A 22,410-nucleotide genomic window follows, 5' to 3' on the forward strand; every position below is an offset into this window, starting at 1 on the left:
CGGTCTTTGGTGCGCAGTGCGGTTGTGAGTGTGGCAGGCGCGTCGGGCAGACTGGAGACCCGTGAGTACCCAGTTGCTTGTCGGCGGTCGTATCTACAGTTCGAGCAATCCTGACGCGACGGCCATGGCCGTCAGTGACGGGATCGTGGTGTGGGTGGGGCTGGACAAGCCGGGGCGGGCATTGCATCCGGACGCCGAGATCATCGAACTGGACGGGGCGTTCGTGGCCCCCGGGTTCGTGGATCCGCACGTGCACGTGACCGGGCTGGGGCTGACGCTGACGGGACTCGATCTGGCACAGGCCCGTTCGCTGGAGGAATGCCTGCGGCTGGTGCGGGAGTTCGCCGCCGCGCACCCGGACGGGGTGATCCTCGGCGAGGGCTGGGACGAGACCACCTGGGCCGGCGGACGGCCGCCGGCGCGCGAGGAGATCGACGCCGCAGCGCCGGGACGCCAGGTGTATCTGGCTCGCGTGGACGCACATTCGGCGGTGGCCTCCAGCGCATTGCTGGACGCGGTACCCGGAATCACCGAGGCGGCCGGGTTCACCCGCGGTGAGCCGTTGCGCGCGGACGCCCACCACCGCGTGCGCAGGGCCGCGCTGGGCGCACTGAACCGGGCACAGCGGGATGCCGCCCGGCAGGTCGCGCTGGACGCGGCGGCCGCCAATGGCGTTGTGGCCGTGCACGAATGCGCGGGACCCGAGATCTCCGGCGCCGACGACGTGCGGGAACTCCTCGAATTCGGGCATGGCGTCGAGGTGCGCGCCTATTGGGGGCAGGCCGTGCGCACCGCCGACGAAGCCCGCACCCTGGTCAAGGAACTCGGCGTGCACGCCCTCGGCGGCGACCTGTTCGTGGACGGGGCGCTCGGCTCGCACACCGCGTGGCTGCGCGAACCCTATGCCGACCGCGACACCACCGGCACCTCCTACCTCGACACCGAGGCGATCGCCGCGCACATCCTCGCGTGCACCGAGGCCGGCCTCCAGACCGGCTTCCATGTCATCGGCGACGCCGCCATGGACGCGGTCGTGGCCGGATTCGAGCGGGTCGTGGGCGAACTCGGCGGCCCGGCCGTCGCCTCCCGCGGGCACCGCCTCGAACACGCCGAGATGATGACCGCCGACCAGATCGGGAAACTCGCCGCGTGGGGCGTGATCGCCAGTGTCCAACCGGGATTCGACGCCGCCTGGGGCGGCCCGGACGGCATGTACGCCACCCGCCTCGGCGCCGGACGCGCCGCCACCCTCAACAACTTCGCCGCCATGGCCGCCGCGGGCATCTCCCTCGCCATCGGCTCCGACGCGCCGGTCACCGCGCTGAATCCGTGGGAGGCCATCCGCGCCGCGGTCAACCACCGCACCCCGGGCCATCAGATCTCGCCGCGGGCCGCCTTCGCCGCGGCCACCCGCGGCGCCTGGCGCGCGGGCGGCGTCCGCGACGGTGTCGCCGGCACCCTCGTCCCGGGCGCCCCTGCCTCCTATGCCATCTGGGACGCCCGCGAGCTCGTCGTCGCGGCCGCCGCCGATACCGTGCAGCGCTGGTCTACCGACCCCCGCTCCCGCGTCCCAGGCCTCCCGCCCCTCACCCCGGACGCCACCCTGCCGCGCTGCCTGCGCACCGTGCACCGCGGAGTCACCATTCATGAAGCCTGAGCCCGGCCCCGAGAACCGCACCGCCGCACCGCCTTCCACCGGACCGGCCACGCCGGATCCCGGACCTCGCGAGACCGACGGTCCCGCCGCCGAAGCAGCTACCCGATCGGGACCGTCGGCCAGCGATGCGGACACTGCCTCCGGGACCGCCGACCAGGGCCCGGATCCGGTGGCGACCACAGCGGCCGAGCGGGACGGAGATCGCGCCGTCGGCGCGGCATCGGAAGGCGATGAGGGCGGCGGCATTTCGACCGTCGCGCGGGCCGGGGGCGCGTCCGCGCCGGAGTCCCGGCCGGGGGCGGCGGCGCGAGCGATCGCGGTAGCGACGGCACGGCCGTGGTTGACGCGGTTGCCGGCCGCGGCGGTGGCCGGGCTGCTGCTGTACGCGAGCTTCCCGCCCCGGACGCTGTGGTATCTGGCTCCGGTCGGGATCGCCGTCCTGACCCTCGCCGTGCGCGGAACCTGCCGGGCGCGTGGAGGATTCGGATTCGGGTTCGTGGCGGGGCTGGCGTTCTTCCTGCCGCTGCTGCCGTGGACCGGGATCTATGTCGGTCCGGTGCCGTGGCTCGCCCTGTCGACCGTGTGCGCCCTGTATGTCGGATTGTTCGGGCTGCTGACGCGGTGGGTGGCGACGCTGCCCGGATGGCCGCTGTGGGTGGCGACCGTGTGGTCGCTGACCGAGTGGGCGCGGGCCAGCTTCCCGTTCGGCGGGTTCCCTTGGGGGAAACTGGCTTTCGGTCAGGCCGACGGATGGTATCTGCCCTTCGCGATGGTGGGTGGCGCACCGCTGGTGAGCTTCGCGGTTGCGCTCACCGGCACCGGGCTGGCGTGGCTTGCAGTGAGTTTGCTGCGCCGCTTCGCATCGAGTGCGGAGGGGAGCAGTGAGCCGGTCGCGGCCGCCTCGGATTCTCCCAGATCGAGGGCTGGCCGTCCCACATCCTGGAACCGGATTGTTGCTGCGGCAATGCTTGTGGCTATAGTTCCCCTCACCGGAGTGATCCTCCGGACCGCGCTGCCCGGCCCGGAGGACGGCAACCGGCCGATCACGGTCGCCGCCATCCAGGGCAGCGTGCCGCGCCTGGGCCTGGACTTCAATGCCCAGCGCCGCGCGGTTCTCGACAATCACGTCAAGCGCACCGAGCAACTGGCCCGCGACATCGCGGCCGGCCGCGCCCCGCAACCGGACGTGGTGATCTGGCCGGAGAACTCCTCCGATATCGATCCGCTGCGCAATGCCGATGCGGCCCAGGAGATCTCGCAGGCGTCCAAGGATGTGAAGGCACCCATCCTGGTCGGCGCGGTGCTCGTCAACGACGACCGCACCACCACCAACTCGGTCATCGTCTGGAACGGCGACGCCGGACCGGGGGAGCGGCACGACAAGAAGATCATCCAGCCCTTCGGCGAATACCTCCCGTACCGCGACTTCTTCCGGCACTTCTCCGAATACGCGGACCGCGCAGGCTATTTCGTCCCCGGTACGGGCGACGGTGTGGTGCGCGCCCAGCCGTTCACCGGCGGCGCCCCGGTCGCGATCGGCGTGGCCACCTGCTACGAGGTGGTCTTCGACCGCGCGTTCGAGGAGTCCGTGCGCGCCGGCGCGCAGCTGCTCGCGGTCCCGTCCAATAACGCCACCTTCGGCCGCAGCGAGATGACCTATCAGCAGCTGGCCATGTCGCGGGTGCGGGCGGTGGAACACGGGCGCGCAGTGGTGGTCTCGGTGACCACCGGTGTCAGCGCCATGATCACCGCAGACGGCGTGATCCGGCAGCAGACGCCGCAATTCGAACCTGCGGCGCTGGTAGCGACGTTGCCGTTGCGGAACAATACGACATTTGCCACTCGTTTCGGGCCCGCGCCCGAGGCGATCGTGTGTATCCTGGCCGCTGCTGCCGTTGCGGCAGCGCTGATCCGGCGTCGGGCACCGCGCGCGTGACTCCGATCGACCGGATCTGATCCCGGAGGCTTTTTCCGGCGTATTACCCGCGGGCACGTGTGAGAGGGCCGTCCCGCGTCGGCGAGACAGTTGCGCCAGTTCGTTGCCATGGCTTGTTGGAGTCTCCGGTCTGTCTGTGGTCGTGCGGTTTCCTTAGGCGAGTTAAGCGATCCTAGCGAGGTTTGCTATGGGGTAACTGAACTTAATCTTCGCGCCGTCAACGCCCGTTCGTTGCGGACAACTCGAGATCACCACCGATCCGCTCGGCGGGATGCTCCGAATCATAGGACGTGGATCACGTCCTACGGCTCGCGCATGCGCGCGATCGCCGGGCTATCGGGGCGGACCGTGATCGATTTTCGGGGCTCGGGGAGTTGCGTCAACAGCGGCAGAACGGAGTTTTTTGATGAGTTCATTGGCCACCGACCGTGTCGACCAATGTTCTTCTGGTGAATTCTCAGCTCAACCTTTCGCGCTCTCTCCCGCACAGTCGGCTCTGTGGTACGCCCAGCGCATCCGGCCCGACATTCCCCTCACCATCGCGCAATACGTCGAGATTCACGGCGACCTGGACGTCGGCCGCCTGCTGTACGCCATCGAGCGCTACGGCGCCGAGAGCCAAGTCGGCCACGTGCGCCTGATCGAGATCGACGGGGTGCCGCACCAGCTGGTGGACTACCACCGGCGGCCCGGCTGGGCCCGCTACGACCTGCGCGCCGAGACCGACCCGCGCGCCGCGGCCCTCGCCTGGATGAACGAGCACGCCAGCTCGCCCATCGACATCGAACGCGACCCGCTCACCACCAATGTGGTGCTGCAGGTGGGCGACTCGGACTGGATCTGGTACAGCCGCGGCCACCACATTGTCATCGACGGCTACGGCGCCATGAACGCCACCACCCGCGCCGCGGAGATCTATACGGCGCTCGAAGCCCACGACGAGCCGGCGGACTCCCGGGCCACCCCACTGGCCAGCATCTACTCCGACGAGAACCGCTACCGGGAGACCAGCCGCTTCGTGACCGACAGCGACTACTGGCGTCAGCAGCTCGCCGGCGCCGGCGAGCCGATCACCCTGTCCAGCAATGGAATGCTGCCCGCGGTGTCCGACGCCGGCCGCCGCAGCGCGACCGCCGTGCTCGCCGACGACGCCCAGGCCGCCGTCGAGGCCGCCGCGACCGCCTTCGGCTCCAACAGCTCCGCGCTGTTCGTGGCCGCCCTGGCCGGTTACGTGCGGGCCGTCACCGGCACCCAGGACGTGGTGCTGAGCCTGCCCGTGTCCGCGCGCACCACCGTGGCGCTGCGCCGTTCCAGCGGTGTGGTCTCGAACGTGGTGCCCATCCGCGTGCAGTTCACCGACACCCACACCGTCGCCGACACCGTGCGCGCGGTCGAGCTGCAGATCACCGGGGCCCTGCGCCACCAGCGCTATCGCAGCGACGACATCCGCCGGGACTGCGGCTATTCGCGCGACGCCCGCGGCTTCTTCGGCCCCATGGTCAACCTCATGCTCTTCCACAACGAGCTGAAGTTCGGCAGCCTGATGGGCGCCATCAACGTGTTGTCCACCGGCCCGGTCGAGGACCTGTCGATCAACCTGTACAACGGGCTCGGCGATCGCATCCACATCGACTTCGAGGCCAACCCGCGCCTCTACAGCGACGCCGAACTCGCCGCGCACCACGACCGGCTGCTGGATTACCTGGCCCGCTTCGTGTCCGCCGACCCGGAGACACCGGTCGCCGACATGCCGGTGCTTACCGATCCGGAACGCGAACGCGTGCTGCACGAATGGAATTCGACCCAGGTGGCCCGCCAGGAGGGCACCCTGGCCGGACTGTTCGCCGACCGGGCCGCCGCCTCCGCCGATCAGGTCGCGCTCGACTTCGAGGGCGAGACCCTCACCTACGCCGCCTTCGACGAGCGCACCAACCGGCTGGCCCGCGAACTCATCGCGCGCGGCGCGGGACCCGACAGCCTGGTGGGCCTGGCCGTCCGGCGCAGCCTCGACCTGCTGGTCGGCATGTACGCCATCGTCAAGGCGGGCGCCGCCTACCTGCCCATCGACCCGGACCACCCGGCCGACCGCATCGAGGCCATCCTCGACCAGGCCCGGCCGCTGTGCGTGCTCACCGCGTCGCGCGACAGGCTCGACATGCCTGGCACCGCACCGCGATTCGACATCGACACCGCGGATGTGTCGCGGCACCCGGGCCGCCCGGTCACCGATGCCGATCGGACCGCGTCGCTGCGTCCCGACCACCTCGCGTACGTCATCTTCACCTCCGGTTCCACCGGCACGCCCAAGGGTGTCGGCGTCACTCACGCCGCCATCGTGAACCGGCTGCGCTGGATGCAGGATGCCTACCCGCTCGACTCCTCCGACGTGGTGCTGCAGAAGACCCCCGCCACCTTCGACGTCTCGGTGTGGGAGTTCTTCTGGCCCTTGCAGATCGGGGCCCGCCTGGTCATCGCCGCCCCCGACGGGCACCGCGATCCCGCGTATCTGGCCCGCATCATCGCCGAGAAGGGCGTCACCACGGCGCATTTCGTGCCGTCCATGCTGTCGGTGTTCCTCACCGACACCGATGTGCGGGGCTGCACCGGACTGTCGCGGGTCTTCTGCTCGGGTGAGGCGCTGCCCGCCGCCACCGTCGCCGAGTTCCACGCCGCCCTCGGCAGCGGCACCGACGCGCCGCAGCTGCACAACCTGTACGGCCCGACCGAGGCCGCCGTCGACGTCACCGCCTGGCACTGCACTCCGGGCAGCACCGACGTCCCGATCGGCTCGCCCATCTGGAACACCCGCACCTATGTGCTCGACGCCCGGCTCCAGCCGGTCGCCCCGGGCGTCGTGGGCGAGCTGTACCTGGCCGGCGTGCAGCTGGCCCGGGGCTATGTGGGCCGTGGCGCCCTCACCGCCGACCGTTTCGTGGCCAACCCGTTCACCCCCGGCGCCCGTATGTACCGCACCGGCGACCTGGTGCGCTGGCGCGGCGCCGGCACCGCCGGCGTCCTGGAATACCTGGGGCGCAGCGACTTCCAGATCAAGGTGCGCGGCCTGCGCATCGAACTCGGCGAGATCGAGGCAGTCCTGCTGGCCGACGCCCGCGTCGCACGCGCGGTGTGCGTGGCCCGCCGCGGTCGCAGCGGGGACGAGCTCATCGCCTACGTCGTGCCCGCCCCCGGCATCGGCGACCTCGACCCGTCCGACCTCACCGCCACGTTGCGCCGGACCCTGCCCAGCTACATGGTGCCGTCGTACCTCATGGTGCTGGACGAGCTACCGCTGAGCGCCAACGGCAAGGTGGACCGCAAGGCGCTGCCCGCACCCGATGCAGGCGCCCGCCGCCCGGCCCGGCCCGTCGCCGCCCCGCGCACCGCCATGGAACACCAGCTCACCGACATCTTCGCCGAGGTGCTCGGCACCGACGAATTCGACACCGAGGACAGCTTCTTCGACCTCGGCGGCAACTCGCTGACCGCCGCCCGGGCGGTCGCGCGCGTGAACGCGGCCCTCGGCGCGTCGCTCACCATCCGCGATCTGTTCGAAACCTCCACCATCACCGCGCTGGCCACCCGGCTCTCGGCCGCGGAGCCGGAGAACACCTCCCCGAAACTGGTGGCCGGGCAACGGCCGCAACAGCTTCCGCTGTCGCTGGCCCAGCAGCGGCTGTGGATCCTCAACCGGTTCGCCGAGCACGCGGCGGCCTACAACATGGCCTTCGCGGTGAAACTGACCGGGCCCCTGGATATTCCGGCACTGCGGGCCGGCCTGGTGGATGTGCTGGAACGGCACGAGAGCCTGCGCACCACCTTCCCCGACACCCCCGACGGGCCCTGCCAGCTGGTGCACCCGGCCTCGGAGATCCCGCTCACCCTCGATCCCATCGACGCCACCGGCGAGGACGCGGTCGCGCTGGCGAGCGAATTCGCCGGGTACGGCTTCGATCTGCGCAGCCAGGCCCCGGTCCGGGTGGCGCTGTACGCCATCGGGCCCGACACCCACCTGTTCCTGGTGGTGCTGCACCACATCAGCGGCGACGGCTGGTCCATCGCCCCGCTGAGCCGCGACATCATCACCGCGGTCGCCGCTCGCGCCCAGGGCGTGGCGCCGCGGTGGACGCCGCTGCCGGTGCAGTACGCGGATTTCGCACTGTGGCAACGGGAACTGCTCGGCGACGAGGCCGACCCGGCCAGCGCCCTGGCCCGGCAGCTCGCCTTCTGGCGCGCCGCGCTCGCCGACCTGCCCGACCAGCTGGACCTGCCGCTGGACCGCCCCCGCCCGCGGCACCGCAGCACCGCCGGCGGCACCGTCGAGTTCGACATCTCCGCGCAGACCCGCCGGGCCCTGGCCGGCGTGGCCGCCGCACGCGGGGTCAGCACCTTCATGGTCCTGCACGCCGCGCTGGCCGCGGTGCTCGCGCGCCTGTGCAACACCACCGACATCGTGATCGGCACGCCGATCGCCGGGCGCAGCGATCCGGCGCTCGACGATCTGGTCGGCATGTTCGTCAACACCCTCGTGCTGCGCACCCGGGTGGACCCGGCCGCCGGCTTCGACCGCATGCTCGCGGAGGTCCGCGAAACCGACCTCAATGCCTTCGCCAATGCCGACGTGCCGTTCGAGCGGCTCGTCGAGGTGGTCAATCCCGAGCGCTCCGCCGCCCGCCACCCCCTGTTCCAGGTGATGCTGTCCTACGACAGCAACCCCGAGCTGGACGTCGACCTACCCGGCGTGGAGACCGAGGTGGTGCCCCTGGCCACCGACGTCGCCAAGTTCGATCTGCAGCTGACCGTCCAGGAACCCGCCGGCATCCCCGCCGAGGACGCCGGATTCACCGCCGAATTCGGTTATGCCGCAGACGTTTTCGACCGGACCACCGTGGAGGCCATCGCGCGGCGCTTCGGCGCGCTCCTGGCCGCCGCGGTCGCCGACCCGTCCACCCCCGTCGGTGACCTGCCGCTGCTGGACGTCCGGGAGATCGCGAAGCTGGTGCCCATCGTCGGATCCCCCGCCGTGCCCAGCATCACCCTGGCCCGGCTGCTCAGCGACACCGCCGAGCGGGTGCCCGACGCGGTCGCGGTCCGCTACCTGGGTGTCGACACCACCTACCGGGAACTCGACGAACGCTCGAACCGCCTGGCGCGGGTGCTGATCGAGCACGGCGCGGGCCCGGAGGTGGTGGTGGCGATCGCGCTGCCGCGCAGCCTGGAGAGCATTCTCGCGGTGTGGGCGGTGGCCAAGACCGGTGCCGCGTACGTGCCCGTCGACCCCGACTATCCGGCCGACCGCATCGCCCACATGCTCGCCGATTCCGGCGCCATGCTCGGCATCACCAATGCCGAACGGCGCGAGAACATGCCGACCACCTGGCCCGGCAATCGGGGCCGCCACCGCAAGAGCTACGTCGACTGGCTGCTGCTCGGCTCCGAGCAGCTCACGCAGGAGTGCGCGCAGTTCCCCGACACCCCGGTCACCGACGCGGACCGGCACCACCCGTTGCGCATCGGCGGCCCGGCCTACCTGATTTACACCTCCGGTTCCACCGGCAAGCCCAAGGCCGTGGTGGTCACCAATGCGGGCATCGCCTCGCTGGCGCATGAGCAGATGCACCTGTTCAAGGTCACCGATTCGGCTCGCACCCTGCACTTCTCGTCGCCCAGCTTCGATGCGTCGGTGCTGGAGCTGCTGCTCGGTTTCGCGGCCGGGGCCACCATCGTGGTGGTGCCCGCGGGCGTCTTCGGCGGCGCCGAGCTGGCCCGCATCCTGCGCGAGGAGCATGTGACGCACGCCTTCGTCACGCCGGCGGCCCTGGCCACCGTGCCCGCCGCCGACCTGCCGGAGCTGGAGGCCGTCATCGTCGGCGGCGAGGCCTGCCCCGAGGATCTCGTCGAGGTCTGGACCGCACCGGATTCCCGGCCCGGCCGTCCGGCGCGGCGCATGCACAACATGTACGGCCCCTCCGAGGCCACCGTCGCCGCCACCGCCACCGGGCCCATGCTCGCGGGGCAGCCGGTGCCGATCGGCGGGCCCGTGCGCGGAATGCGGCTGTTCGTGCTCGACGGCCGCCTGCACCCGGTGCCGCCGGGCGTGGCGGGCGAACTGTACCTGTCCGGTCCCGGCCTGGCCCGCGGCTACCTGGGCCGGCACGGGCTGACCGCGCAACAATTCCCGGCCAACCCGCACGGGCGGCGCGGCGAACGCATGTACCGCACCGGCGATCTCGTGGTCGCCGACCGGGCGGGACAACTGCGCTTCCTGGGCCGGGCCGACGACCAGATCAAGATCCGCGGCTTCCGCATCGAACTGCGCGAGATCGACCACGTGCTGGCCTCGCATCCGGGAGTCACCTTCGCGCTCACCGTCGTTCACCACGACGAGCGCGGAATCCCGCGTCTGGTGGCCTATCTCACCGCCGACACCGACATCGACCCGGCCACGGTGCTCGAGACCGCGCGCGGACGGCTGCCGGGTTACATGGTGCCCGCCGCGCTCACCGTGCTCGACGCCGTACCGGTCTCCCCGACCGGCAAGCTGGACCGCAAGGCGCTACCCGCACCGGAGTTCGTGGCCGCCGCGCCCACCCGCGCCCCGGAAACCGAACTGGAGCAACAGGTCGCGCTGGTCTTCGGCAGCGTGCTGGGCGGCCTCACGCCGGGTGCGGACGACAACTTCTTCGAGATCGGCGGCAACTCGCTGCTGGCCACCCGCCTGACCTCGGCCCTGCACAGCGAGTTCGGGGTGGAGCTGCCGGTGCGCGACATCTTCGAGCTGCCGACGGTGGCCGGGGTGGCCGCACGGCTGGCGGAAGCGCCCCGGGCCGAGCGTGTAGCGCTGGCTGTGCATACGCCGCGCCCGGAGCGCGTACCACTGTCGTTGCCGCAGCAGCGACTGTGGTTCCTCAACAGATATTCCCCCGAATCCAGCGCTTACAACATCGCATTCGTGCTGCGGATCGATGGCGATCCGGACATCGACGCGTTGCGGGCGGCGCTGGCCGACGTCGCGGAGCGGCACGAGGTGCTGCGCACCGTCTTCCCGGAGGACGCCCAGGGCGCCTACCAGGTCGTGCTGGACACCGCCCGGTGCCTGCCGGTGCTGGACGTGGTCGAGACCGACGAGGTCGGCGCGCGCCACGCCCTGCGCTCGCTGGCGCGCCGCGGCTTCGACCTGACCCGCGAGATCCCGCTGCGGATGACCTTGCTGCGCACCGGAACCCGCCGGCACCTGCTCGGCATCGCGCTGCACCACATCGCCGCCGACGGCTGGTCGCTGGGGCCGCTGACCCGGGACCTGGCCATCGCCTACACCGCCCGCCACGGCGGCGCGGCGCCCACCTGGACGCCGCTGCCGGTGCAGTACGCCGACTTCAGCCTGTGGCAGCGCGAGATTCTGGGCACGGAGGACGACGCCGAGAGCGCCGCCGCCACCCAGCTGGCCTACTGGCGTACCGCGCTGGCCGAGCTGCCCGGGGAACTGCCGCTACCCTACGACCGGCCCCGCCCGGCCGAGCCCACCCACCGGGCCGGATCGGTGCGGTTCGAGGTGCCCGAAGCCGTGCAGCGCAGGCTCGCCGAGGTCGCCCGGGCACACGGCGTCAGCCTGTTCATGGTGCTGCGCTCCACGCTGGCCGTGCTGCTGCGCGTGGTCACCGGCGGCCGCGACGTGATCGTCGGCACCCCGGTGGCCGGGCGGACCGACACCCGCCTCGACGATCTGGTCGGCATGTTCGTCAACACGCTGATCCTGCGCTCGGATGTGGACCCCGACCGCAGCTTCGCCGAACTGCTGCAGGCCGACCGCGACACCGAACTGGCCGCCATGGCGCACGCCGAGGTGCCCTACGAGCGGGTCGTGGAGGAATTGCAGTCCGCGGACGCGGGGCAGCGCCGCTACGGCGCGAGCCCGTTGCTGCAGGTCGCGCTGACCGTGCAGGACACCCCGGTACCCGCGCTGCGGCTGCCCGGATTGTCGCTGCAGGCCGAGGAACTCGATATCGCGCTGGCCAAGTTCGATCTGGAGCTGCGGGTGCTGCCCGGCGTGGGCGAGGACCGGCGGGCCTTCGAATTCGTCTACGCCGCCGAGCTTTTCGACCAGTCGACGGTCGGCATCCTGGCCGAGCGCCTGGTCAAGGTGTTCGGCGCCGTCACCGCCGACGCGCACGTGCGCGTGCGTGACATCGACGCACGCACCGAACTCGAGCACGACATGCTCACCCCGGCCTGGGGCCCCGCGCCGGAGCCGCAGTGCAGCCTGGCCGCCTACTTCGCGGCCACCGCGCACCTGCATGCCGACCGGGTGTTCCTGCGACTCGACGGCACCGAGCTCACCTACCTGGAATCCGACGTGTATTCGAACCGCTTGGCGCGGGCCCTGATCCACCGCGGCCTGGGCCCGGGTGACCGGGTGGCGCTGGGCCTGACCCGGTCAGTGGAGTCGGTGCTGACGGCGCTGGCCGTCACCAAATGCGGCGCGGCGTTCGTGCCGGTGGACCCCAACTATCCGGCGGACCGGGTGCAGCACATGCTCGCGGACTCCGGCTGCCGGGTGGGTGTCAGCATGACCGAGCACGCCGACCGGCTCCACGCCGCCGGCGGCGTGGAGTGGCTGCTGCTCGACGACGCCGAACTGCTCGACGAGCTCGAGGTCCTCGACGACGGGCCGATCACCGATGCCGAGCGCACCGGCACCCTGTGGACCACGGATCTGGCGTACATCATCTACACCTCCGGCTCGACCGGAAAACCCAAGGGCGTGGCCGTCACCCACGGCGGCCTGTCCAATTTCGCCGACGAGGTCCGGGAGCGCGCGCGGGTCGACCGGGACTCGCAGATCATGCACTTCTCGTCCCCGAGCTTCGACGCCTCCGTCTACGACCTGCTGTTCGCGATCTGCGCGGGCGCGACCATGATCATCGTCCCGCCCGACGTGTACGGCGGCGACGAACTGGCCGCGCTCATGGAACGCGAACAGGTCAGCCACACCTTCATGACCCCGGCCGCGCTGGCGACCATCGACCGGGACCGCTGGCCGCTGCCGCACCTGCGCGCGATCATGGTCGGCGGCGAGGCCCTGGGACCGGAACTGGTGGGGCGCTGGGCCCCCGGCCGCCTGATGTTCAACGTATACGGCCCGACGGAGACCACCATCGTGGTCACCATCTCCGCGCCGCTGCGGGTCGGCGAGCCCATCACCATCGGCAATCTGGTCCGCGGCGCCCGCGCCGTGGTCCTGGACGAGCGCCTGCGCCCGGTCCCGGTCGGCGTGCCCGGCGAGCTGTACATCGGCGGACAGGGCTGTGCGCGCGGCTATTTCGAGCGGTTCGACCTCACCGCCGCCCGGTTCGTCGCGGATCCGTACGGTCCGGAGGGCTCGCGCCTCTACCGCACCGGCGATGTGGTGCGCTGGACCGGCGACGGTGACATCGTCTACCTGGGCCGCAGCGACCACCAGGTGAAGCTGCGCGGTTTCCGTATCGAGCTGGGCGAGATCGACGGCGTGCTCACCGCCCACCGCGCGATCCGCTTCTCCCACACCGAGGTTCGCGAGATCGCGGGCGCGCGCCGCATCGTGTCGTTCGTGCTGCCCGTGGACCTCGCCGCCGCACCCGATCTCGAGGAGCTGCGCGCGCACTGCGCCGAGCATCTGCCGGCGCACATGGTGCCCAGCGCCCTCGCCCTGCTCGACCACATTCCGCTCACCCCGGTCGGCAAGCTCGACCGCGACGCGCTGCCGCAACCCACGGCCGTCGTCGCCGGGGTCTCGCGGGAACCGGAGACCGACACCGAACGCCTGGTCGCCGAGGTGATGGGGGAGCTGGTCGGCGCCGAGGCCCTGGGCGCGGACGACAGCTTCTTCGAGGTCGGCGGAAACTCGCTGCTGGCCACCCAATTGGTGGCCCGGCTGGCCACCGCCACCGGGGTGCGACTGGAGGTCCGGTCGGTCTTCGCCGCGCCCACCGTGGCCAGACTCGCCGCGGCCCTGGACGCCGGATCCTCCTCCGCGGATCTGCGGCCGGAACCGCGCCGGCGCACCCGGCCCGCGCGGATCCCGCTCTCCGCGGCCCAGCGGCGGCTGTGGTTCCTGGAGAAGTTCAACGCCGGCGAGCACGGAGAAGCGCTGGGCGCCTACAACGTTCCGGTCGCCCTGCGCCTGCACGGTGAATTGGACATCCCGGCACTGCGCGCGGCGCTGCACGCCGTGCAGGACCGGCACGAGACCCTGCGCACCGTCTTCCCGGAGATCGACGGCGAACCCTGCCAGCGGATCCTGGAGCCGGGCGAGGGGGCGTTCGGCCTGCCGGTCCGGACGGTCGCCGCGGACGAGGTGCCCGCCGAGATCCGCCGCGTCACCGCCGGCGGTTTCGACCTGGCCACCAGCGTGCCGGTGCGCGCGGCCCTGCTGCGCCTGACCGGCAGCAGGACCGAACATGTGCTGGTGCTGGTGGTGCACCACATCGCCATGGACGGCTGGTCGCTGCAGCCGCTGGCCGCCGATGTGGCCGCCGCCTACCGGGCGCACACCGGCAAGCAGACCCCGGAATGGCCCGAACTACCCATCCAGTACGCCGATTACACGCTGTGGCAGCAGGATGTGCTGGGCCGCGAGGATGATCCGGACTCGGTGATCAGCCGCCAGCTCGACTACTGGCGGCGCGCCCTCGACGGCATCCCGGAACGGCTCTCCGTTCCCGCCGACCGGCCACGGCCGCCGGTGCCGACCTACCGGGGCGGCACGGTGGAGTGCAAGCTCGACGCCTTCACCCACCGCGAATTGCAGGCGCTGGCAGCCGAACACGGCGTCACCATGTTCATGGTGCTGCACGCGGCACTCGTCGCACTGCTGCATCGCCTGACGCACGACGACGACATCACGGTCGGCACACCGATTGCGGGACGCGGACATCCGGCGCTGGACCGCCTGGTCGGCATGTTCGTCGGCACCCTGGTGCTGCGCACCCACATCGATGGCGGCGCCGCGTTCGGCGACCTGCTGCGCGCGGTCCGCGACACTGATCTGGAGGCCTTCGCCCACGCCGACGTGCCGTTCGAGCGCCTGGTCGAGGTGCTGAATCCGGTGCGCTCCCAGGCGCATCACCCAATGTTCCAGGTCATGCTGTCGGTACAGAACCAGCCCGCGCGGGTGCTGGAGCTGCCGGCCATGCGCATCGAGGCCGACGACGCCGACCCGGGCATCGCCAAGTTCGACCTGCAGTTCACCCTCACCGAATCCTGGACGCCGCGCCGCGAACCCGACGGCATCACAGTGTCGGTGAACTACGCCTCCGACCTGTTCGAGGCGGCGACCGCGCAGCGGCTGGCACAGCGGTTCGTGCGCCTGCTGGCCGCGGCCGCCGCGCATCCGGCCACCGCCGTGGGCGATCTGGACGTGCTGGACTCGGCCGAATGGTCGGCGCTGGCACCGGTCCGCGGCACCGAGCCCGGCCTGCCCATCACGTTCCCGGAGGTGTTCGAGGCCGCGGCCAACGTCAACCGGTCGGCCATCGCGGTCCGCTCGACCAGCACCCAGATCTCCTACGACGCTCTGGACCGCTGGACCAACCGGCTGGCCCGGGTGCTCATCGGCTACGGCGTGGGCCCGGAAACCCTGGTCGCCATGGGGATTCCACGGTCGGCCGAATCGGTGGCGGTGATGCTGGCCATCGCCAAGGCCGGTGGCGCGTTCGTGCCCGTCGACCCGAACTACCCGGAGCAGCGCATCAGCCACATGCTGCTGGATTCCGGTGCGGCCGTGGGCATCACGCTGTCCGGCTACCGGGAGCACATGCCCGACGCGGCCAACTGGACGGTGCTGGACGCGCCGTCGTTCCGGCGGCGGGTGCTCGCCACCTCCGACGCGCCGATCCGCGACGCCGAACGCATCGTGCCGCTGCGCATGCACAACCCGGCCTACGTCATCTACACCTCCGGCTCCACCGGTATCCCCAAGGGCGTGGTCGTCACCCACGGCGGCCTGTCCAACTTCGCCGCCGAGACCGCGCAGCGCTTCGACGTCGGCCCCGATTGCCGGGTCCTGCACTTCGCCACACCGAGTTTCGACGCCGCCATGCTGGACCTGCTGCTCGCTCTCGGCGGGGCCGCCACCCTGGTGATCAGCCCGCAGGGTGTGGTCGGCGGGCAGGAACTGGGCCAGGTGTTCATCGAGGAGGGCATCACCCACGCCTTCATCACCACCTCGGCCCTGGGCACCGTCGATCCGGCGGGCGTGACCGCACTGCGGCACGTGCTGGTCGGCGGTGAGGCGCTGCCCCCGGACCTGGTCAGCCGGTGGGCCCCGGGCCGCAGGCTCTACAACGTGTACGGGCCGACGGAGACCACCATCGTCACGGTGATCTCGCACCCCATGACACCCGGCGGGCAGATCACCATCGGCGGGCCCATCCGCGGGGTCGGCGCGAGCGTGCTCGACGCGCGCCTGCACCCGGCCCCGGCCGGGGTCACCGGTGAACTGCACCTGGCCGGCGCGGCGCTGGCGCGCGGTTACCTGCGCCGCCCGGGCCTGACCGCACAGCGCTTCGTGGCCAACCCGTTCGGCAAGCCCGGTGAGCGCATGTACCGCACCGGCGACCTGGTCCGCTGGCTCGAAAGCGCGGGCGGCGCACGGGATCTGGAGTATGTCGGCCGCACCGACCACCAGGTCAAGATCCGCGGCTTCCGCATCGAACTCGGCGAGATCGACGCGGCGCTGGCCAAGCACCCGGAGGTGGAGTTCGCCACCACCATCGGGCACCGCACCCCGGCCGGCTCCACCGCGCTGGTGTCGTATGTGAAGCCGCGCACCGGAACCGCGCCCACCACCGCCGAGCTGACCGCCCACGTGGCCGAGCTGGTGCCCAACTACATGGTCCCGCAGTCGATCATGCTGCTGGACCGGGTGCCGCTGTCCCCGGTCGGCAAGCTCGACCGGAAGGCGTTGCCGGAACCGGTGTTCGCGGCCCGCGAGGGCTACCGGGCCCCCGCCACCCCGCTGGAGGAGGCGCTGTGCGCCGCCTTCGCCGATGTGCTGGGCGTCGAACAGGTCGGCGCCGACGACGGGTTCTTCGAACTCGGCGGCAACTCGCTGCTGGCCACCAAGGTGGTGGCCCAGCTGCGGGCAGGGGGCATCGACCTGCCGGTGCAGGCCATGTTCGGCGAGTCCACCCCGGCCGCCATCGCCGGGCGGCTCGCCGCCGCCGAGGGTGACGCGGGCGCCGCGCTGACCGCGGCCCTGGGCGCGGTGCTGCCGCTGCGCGCGGTCGCCGATTCTGGTGTGCCGCCGCTGTTCTGCGTGCATCCGGCCATCGGCCTGTCCTGGTGCTTCGCCGGGCTGCTGCCGCATCTGCCGCAGGAGCGGCCCGTATACGGCCTGCAGGCCCCGCACGTGGCCGGGGAGGACAGTCACCGCACCATCGCCGAGGCCGCGAAACACTATGTGGCGCACATGAAGTCGGTGCAGCCCACCGGCCCCTACCAGGTGCTGGGCTGGTCGCTGGGCGGGCTCATCGCCCACGAGATTGCCGTGCAGCTGCAGGAGGCCGGTGACGAGGTCGCGTTGCTGGCCATGATGGACAGCTACCAGCTGTCGGATCGGTGGCTCGAGGAGGCGGTGCCGTCGGTGGCGGCCGTGGTCGCCGAATTCGGTTCCGACCTGCTCGGCGGTGACGCCGACATCGATTCGCGCATGACGCTCACCGAGGCGGCCGAACTGCTCCGCGGGCGATCCGGGCCGTTCGCGGCGCTCACCGTCGAGCACCTGGAACGGCTCTACGCCGGATACGAGAACGGCGCGGCGCAGGCGCACGGGTTCCGGCCCCGCGTCTTCGACGGTGATCTGCTGTTCTTCACGGCCGCCGACGACGAAATCAACCGGGCCGACCCGGACCGCCGTGCCGCGGCCTGGCAGCCCTACGTCACCGGTGCGGTGCACGACCAGCTGGTGCGCTGCACGCACGCCGGCATGACAACGCCCGAATCCCTCGCCGTCATCGGGCCGGTGTTGCGGGATCAGCTGGCAGCCATCCGAGCCCGGCGGGAGGGTATGCGATGAGTCTGGCCGTGGAAGTCCAAGGGCTGGTGAAGTATTACGGCAAGGTGCGGGTGCTGGACGGTATCGATCTCGAGATCCCGTCCGGCACGGTGATGGGCCTGCTCGGGCCCAACGGCGCGGGCAAGACCACCACGGTCCGCATCGTCACCACCCTGCTACGCCCGAGCGCGGGCTCGGTGCACGTCGCGGGTGTGGACGTGCTGCACCATCCGGCCCGCGTTCGCACCCGGATCGGCCTGTCGGGCCAGTACGCGGCCATCGACGCCAACCTGACCGGATTCGAGAACCTGCGCATGGTGGCCCGGCTGTACGGCATGAACCACAAGCGGGCCGCCGAACGCGCCACCGAACTGCTCACCGCCCTCGGCCTCGACCACGCGGCCGGGCGGCGGGCGGGCACCTACTCCGGCGGTATGGCCCGCCGGCTGGACCTGGCGGGGGCGCTGGTGTGCCGGCCGCCGGTGGTCGTGCTGGACGAGCCGACGACCGGCCTGGATCCGCGTGGGCGCCTCGACATGTGGCGTGTCATCGGCGAACTCGTCGACGACGGCACCACCGTGCTGCTCACCACCCAGTACCTGGAGGAGGCCGACCTCCTCGCCGACCGCATCACCGTCATCGACCGTGGGCGGGTCATCGCCCGCGGCTCGGCCGACGAGCTGAAGACCTCCATCGGCGGCGACAAGCTCACCGTCACTCTCGCGCCCGGCCAGGATCCCGCCCCCGCACAGCAGGTGCTGGGCGAGGTGGGCATCGGCGAAGCCGAATTCGACGAGGGCGCCGACACGGTCACCGTGGTGGTCGGCGACGGCAGCCGCACCATGGTGGAGGCGCTGCGCCGCCTCGACGACGCCGGGGTGCACGTGGTCGACGCGGTCGTGGACCGGCCCACCCTCGACGACGTATTCCTTTCCCTCACCGGCAAACCCGGCGAACGCAAGCCGGATGTCCCCGCCCCCGAGTCTGTTCAAGAGGAGATCCTGTCGTGACGACCCTCCCCGCCGAACCGGAAGCTCCCGCGCCACCCGAGGAGGACCAGGGCCGCCCCCGCATCGAGGGTCCTCTCATGCTGCTACCCCGGGTGGTGCGCGACTCGGCGATCGTGGCCTACCGCAACCTGCTGACCATCCTGCGGGTGCCCACCCTGCTGGTGACGGCCACCATCCAGCCGCTGATGTTCGTGTTCCTGTTCGCCTACATCTTCGGTGCGTCCCTGGGCGGCAGCCAGTACCGGGAGTTCCTGCTCGCCGGAATCTTCACGCAGACAGTCGCTTTCAATGCCGCGTTCACCACCGTCGGCCTGGCCAACGACCTGCACAAGGGCATCATCGACCGGATGCGGACGCTGCCCATGTCGCGGCTGGCGGTGCTGATGGGCCGCACTCTGTCGGACCTGGTGGTCAACATTCTGGCGCTGGCGGTCATGGTGGTCTGCGGGTACGTGGTCGGCTGGCGGATCAACGGGTCGATCATCGACGCGGTGCTGGCATTCGGGGTGATCCTGCTGTTCGCGTTCGCCATGTCGTGGGTCGGGGCGATCACCGGGCTCATGTCGCCCAGCGTCGAGGTGGCCCAGAGCGCCGGTCTCATCTGGCTTTTCCCGCTGACCTTCATCTCCTCGGCCTTCATCTCCGGGGAGACGCTGCCCGGCCCGCTGCGCACCGTCGCCGCCTGGAATCCGATCACCGCGGTGTCGGCGGCCGGGCGCAAGCTCTTCGACAACGGCTCCCCGCCGTCGTTCCGACCGGCCACCGGCTGGCCCGCCGACCACTGCGTCGAGTACTCCGTCTACTGTTCGCTCGCTATCCTGGCGATCTCCGTGCCGATCGCCCTGCTGCAGTACCGGAAGGTGGCCAGTCACTGAGCCGGCGCGGGCAGCGCGCCGACCGCTCTCTGTTCGATGCCACCCTTGCCGCCCATTACGGCTTATCGGGCTGACCCCGGGCATGGGAAGGGCCCCGCACCGGTGTGTGCGGGGCCCTTCCCGTTCGTCGCTGTGCTCAGCCGCGGCGGCGGGTCTTGAGCAGCTCCATGCGCTCCTGCAGGAGCTCTTCGAGCTCCTCCTTGCTGCGACGCTCCAGCAGCATGTCCCAGTGGGTGCGGGGCGGCTTGACCTTCTTGGGCTCCTGGGTGGTGCCCTCGAGCAGGATGCCCTCCTGGCCGTTGCGGCACAGCCAGGTCGGCGGGATTTCGGCGTCGTCGGCGAAGGGAACGTCGAATTCCTCGCCGTTGTCGGTGCGGTACCGCGCCATCCGACGCGGCGCCAGGTCGTGGTCGCGGTCGGTCTCGTAGCTCACCGCTCCGAGCCGAGACCCCCGGAGTACGCGATCTGCCATGAGTGCGGTCCCTTCTCGCCTGTCGGCAATGTTCTACATCAGTGTTTCTGCAGCTGCGCTACCTAGTGTCAACGCAGCCGCGCACGTGTTGGTTCCCGTGGGAGAACCCTGCCATCCTACTCGTCCGGCGCGCCCACTCCGCCGCGGCGTGCCCTTCCGCCCGGTCGCGGCCGCAAACCGCTAATGTGACGGACCATGTCTCGACGCGTGCTGTCCTGCTGCCAATGGTGCGGGCGGGAGATCGCCGAATCGGAGATCGGACGCCGCCGGCGGTACTGCCGGCAATCGTGTCGCCAGCGGGCGTACGAACACCGAAACAGCGTGAAGGGCACCGGCATTCCCGAGGATTCGGTGGTGCTCAGTGCCCAGGAGGTCTCGGACCTGTCCGATCGCTGGTTCGCCGCCCGCTGTGCCGCCGAGGATGTGGCCACGGCGGTCGCGGAAGGCGCCGAGATGATCGAACTCGCCGATCTCACCGCGACATTGGTGGCGTTGACGCGCGAGGCGGAACGGCTGCGCTGACCGCGGCGTGGCGGCCGGCGGGCAGGGCGCGCACGCTCAGTGCGTAGACGATGCCGATGCCGAGCGCGGTGACGGCGGCGACAAGGCCGAGGGCGGTGAGGGTTTCACCGTCGGGCCGGGTCACGGGCTGCCCGCGCAGCGCCTGCCACATCAGCAGCGCCACCAGAGCGGTGTAACCGAGCGCCAGCACCCCGATCAGCCGGGTGCGGGTGCGTTCGGTGCGCAGCCATGTCACGGCCGGGGCGAGGCGGGCCAGCACGATGGCCGCCACGATGAGCAGCTGAATGCCGTGCAGGCCCGCGAAATGCGCGATCCGCATGTCGCCGCCCGCGGTGCTCCAGTGGGTGATCGGCATGCCCTCGACACCGTCGCGGACGGCGGGCTGCCCGCTGACGAAGGTGTGTCCCGCGCCCAGCCGGACCGGGTGCCCGTAGGCGTCGGTGGTCTGCTGCTGGCCGCTGAAGCCCATGGTGTAACCCAGCGCCATGCCGAACACCGCGATGCCCAGGCCCGCGCGGATGGCCAGCGAGGTGGGCCGGTCGGTGACGCGCTGCCACGAAAGGGTCACCGCGATCACCAGATTCGCGAGGAACAGTCCGGGCACGCCGGTCATGAACACCCATTGGCCGATGGTGTTGACCGCGTCGTGCTGGGTGTTGAAGTGGCTGAAGGTGCCGCGCGCCGCCTGCACCACCACGAAGCCGACGTCCACGATGGCGGTGGCGGCGAAGACGGCGCCCATCCACCAGGTCAGCCGCTGCCCGCGGTGCGGGAACGACACCAGCCAGGCCAGGGTGCCGCAGTAGAGGACCATGGCGATGGCGAACTTGAGCGGTTTGAGCCACACCGATTCGCCCAGCAGCATGCGGTCGTCGAAGGCCATGGCGCCCAGGGAGAACACGGCCAGGGCCGCCATGGCCGCGGTGGTGACGAGCAGGGGGCGGTGCAGCCGGCGAGCGGGGACGGCAGGGGTGAGCGGCGCGAGCGGCGGACGATCGAGCGTGGTCATGATGGTGACGCTAGGTCCGTGCGGCCGTCCGCCACGTCCCCCGGCGGTGGGGTGGGCACGTAGTACCCGGGTATGAGAACAGCCCCGGCGGTATGAGCCGGGGCTGTTCTGCGTGGGCCGCGAACGCCGTTGTCGCGCAACCGATCCGTGCACCCTGCAGCGGGCGCCCGGGTGAGCGGTGGGGTCAGTCGACGGGGATGCCGACGTCCATGCCGCGCCCGGCCAGGTAGGGCAGCGGATCGACGGGCGCGCCGCCGCGGGTGTGCACCTCGTAGTGCAGGTGCGGTCCGGTGGAGTACCCGCGGCTGCCGACGGTGGCGAGTACGTCGCCGGCGCGCAACTGCTGGCCCACCTGGACCAGGATGTCCTGCATGTGGCCGTAGACGCCGATCGTGCCGTCGTCCTGCAGCACCCGTACCCAGAGACCGAACCCGGAGGCGGGACCCGCCTCGATGACGGTGCCGTCGGTGATGGCGTGGATCGGCGCGCCGAAGCCCTCGCCGAAGTCGATGCCGGCGTGCATGGCGCCCCAGCGGATGCCGAAGCCGGAGGTGAGCGGACCGGCGACCGGGCGCACGGTCTTGGGGCGGGCCTGCTCGGCGTGCAGGCCGTCGAGGAAGTCGAGCACCGGCTGGGGTACCACCTGCGGCATCTGCGCCTCGCGCGGGGTGAAGGCGGTGAAGGCGCCGTCGATCTGGGCGGCGTTTGCCGCGGAGTCGCCCGTGAGCTCGTGTGTGGCGTGCGGGTCGGTGGCGGCCAGCGCGGTCAGGGTCGCGCCGACGACGGCGGTGACGGCCGCGGCGCGGGTCGCGACCGAGCGGTACCGGCCGGTTCCAAGACGAGATAACGGAACGGTTACGGGCATTGCTCGACCGTACGAGAACCCGAGTGTCGTTCAGA

General features: G+C 71.2%; 9 protein-coding genes. 6 read left to right on the forward strand and 3 right to left on the reverse strand.

The features are described 5' to 3' along the window. Nucleotides 1-61 precede the first annotated feature (61 nt). The 5 genes from AB0L60_RS09865 (at nt 62) to AB0L60_RS09885 (ending at nt 19,507) form a co-directional block, all read left to right on the forward strand. Nucleotides 62-1,657, forward strand: coding sequence for an amidohydrolase family protein (locus AB0L60_RS09865; protein ID WP_364610109.1), 1,596 nt, complete (start codon nt 62-64; stop codon nt 1,655-1,657). Beyond that, nucleotides 1,647-3,593, forward strand: coding sequence for an apolipoprotein N-acyltransferase (gene lnt / locus AB0L60_RS09870; RefSeq protein WP_364610112.1), 1,947 nt, complete (start codon nt 1,647-1,649; stop codon nt 3,591-3,593). Before AB0L60_RS09865 ends, lnt begins: the two co-directional genes overlap by 11 nt. A gap of 406 nt (nt 3,594-3,999) precedes the next feature. Then, the gene (locus AB0L60_RS09875; RefSeq protein WP_364610115.1) at nt 4,000-17,643 is read left to right on the forward strand and encodes an amino acid adenylation domain-containing protein; all 13,644 of its coding nucleotides are present in this window, start codon (nt 4,000-4,002) and stop codon (nt 17,641-17,643) included. Then, complete coding sequence (locus AB0L60_RS09880; RefSeq protein ID WP_364610118.1) at nt 17,640-18,632, forward strand: ATP-binding cassette domain-containing protein; 993 nt, start codon at nt 17,640-17,642, stop codon at nt 18,630-18,632. Before AB0L60_RS09875 ends, AB0L60_RS09880 begins: the two co-directional genes overlap by 4 nt. Before the next feature lie 92 nt (nt 18,633-18,724). After that, complete coding sequence (locus AB0L60_RS09885; protein WP_364610865.1) at nt 18,725-19,507, forward strand: ABC transporter permease; 783 nt, start codon at nt 18,725-18,727, stop codon at nt 19,505-19,507. Nucleotides 19,508-19,643: 136 nt separating this feature from the next. On the opposite strand, the gene AB0L60_RS09890 is transcribed toward AB0L60_RS09885, so the two are convergent. Next, nucleotides 19,644-19,979 (reverse strand): RNA polymerase-binding protein RbpA, encoded by a 336-nt coding sequence (locus AB0L60_RS09890; RefSeq protein WP_040857934.1) that lies wholly within the window; start codon nt 19,977-19,979, stop codon nt 19,644-19,646. A gap of 195 nt (nt 19,980-20,174) precedes the next feature. Here AB0L60_RS09890 and AB0L60_RS09895 point away from each other — a divergent pair, with 195 nt between their 5' ends. Beyond that, nucleotides 20,175-20,501: a hypothetical protein gene (locus tag AB0L60_RS09895; RefSeq protein WP_040857932.1), complete on the forward strand. Its 327-nt coding sequence runs from the start codon at nt 20,175-20,177 to the stop codon at nt 20,499-20,501. Here AB0L60_RS09895 and AB0L60_RS09900 read toward each other — a convergent pair. Both AB0L60_RS09900 and AB0L60_RS09905 read right to left on the reverse strand, forming a co-directional pair. After that, nucleotides 20,452-21,510, reverse strand: a complete 1,059-nt coding sequence (locus AB0L60_RS09900; RefSeq protein ID WP_364610123.1) for a hypothetical protein — start codon at nt 21,508-21,510, stop codon at nt 20,452-20,454. The two genes, AB0L60_RS09895 and AB0L60_RS09900, sit on opposite strands and share 50 nt — an antisense overlap. 184 nt (nt 21,511-21,694) lie before the next feature. Then, complete coding sequence (locus AB0L60_RS09905; protein ID WP_364610126.1) at nt 21,695-22,375, reverse strand: M23 family metallopeptidase; 681 nt, start codon at nt 22,373-22,375, stop codon at nt 21,695-21,697. Between the last annotated feature and the right edge of the window lie 35 nt (nt 22,376-22,410).

It is taken from the genome of Nocardia sp. NPDC051981 (genome assembly GCF_040680715.1).
Lineage (GTDB): Bacteria > Actinomycetota > Actinomycetes > Mycobacteriales > Mycobacteriaceae > Nocardia.